At 72.1% G+C, this 935-nt stretch carries 1 protein-coding gene; it reads left to right on the forward strand.

Going from position 1 to position 935, the window contains the following annotated elements; translation table 11 throughout:
* Window positions 1-45: 45 nt before the first annotated feature.
* On the forward strand, window positions 46-935 hold an 890-nt coding region (gene nagA, locus AC2YHT_RS25650; protein WP_487292612.1), incomplete at its 3' end, for an N-acetylglucosamine-6-phosphate deacetylase.

A 935-nucleotide genomic window follows, 5' to 3' on the forward strand; every position in this document is an offset into this window, starting at 1 on the left:
CCCCGACAGCCCGCCCCACCTCAACAAGGTGACCCAGACCGTCTGATGGCCCCCGTCGCTCCAGTCACCGCGCTCGTAAACGCCGAGATCCTGACCCCGGCCGGCGTCGTCGCCGGCCGGGCCCTGCTGGTGCGCGACGGCGTCATCGTCGGCCTGGTCGACCGCGCCGACGTCCCGGCCGACGCCGTCGTGGAGGACCTTTCCGGCGGCCTGCTGGTTCCCGGCTTCATCGACACCCAGGTCAATGGCGGCGGCGGGGTGCTGTTCAACGACGCCCCCACCGTCGAGACCATCGCCGCCATCGGCGCGGCCCACCGGCCCTATGGCACGACGGGTTTCCTCCCGACCCTGATCAGCGACGACCTGCACGTGGTCGACGCTGCCATGCGGGCGACCGAGCAGGCCATCGAACAGGGCGTGCCCGGCGTGCTGGGCGTGCACATCGAGGGCCCGTTCCTCAACGCACAGCGCAAGGGCATCCATGACGCGGGCAAGTTCCGCGTCCTCGACGAGGACGCCATCGCCCTGCTGTCGTCGCTGAAACGCGGCCGCACCCTGGTGACCCTGGCCCCCGAGACCACCACCCCGGACATGGTCGCCCGCCTGGCCGACGCCGGCGTGGTCGTCGCCGCCGGCCACACCAACGCCCGCTACGAGACCGTCCGCGCCGCCCTGGACGCCGGCCTCACCGGCTTCACCCACCTCTTCAACGCCATGTCGCCCCTTACCAGCCGCGCCCCCGGCGCGGTCGGCGCGGCGCTGGAGAGCCAGTCGGCCTGGTGCGGGATCATCGTCGACGGCCGCCACGTCGATCCGGCCACGCTGAGGATCGCGCTGCGCACCCGGCCGCTGGACCGCTTCATGCTGGTCACCGACGCCATGCCCACCGTCGGCATGAGCGACAAGCGCTTCGTCCTGCAAGGCCAGGAGATCGT

It is taken from the genome of Caulobacter sp. SRI_008, from assembly GCF_057586355.1.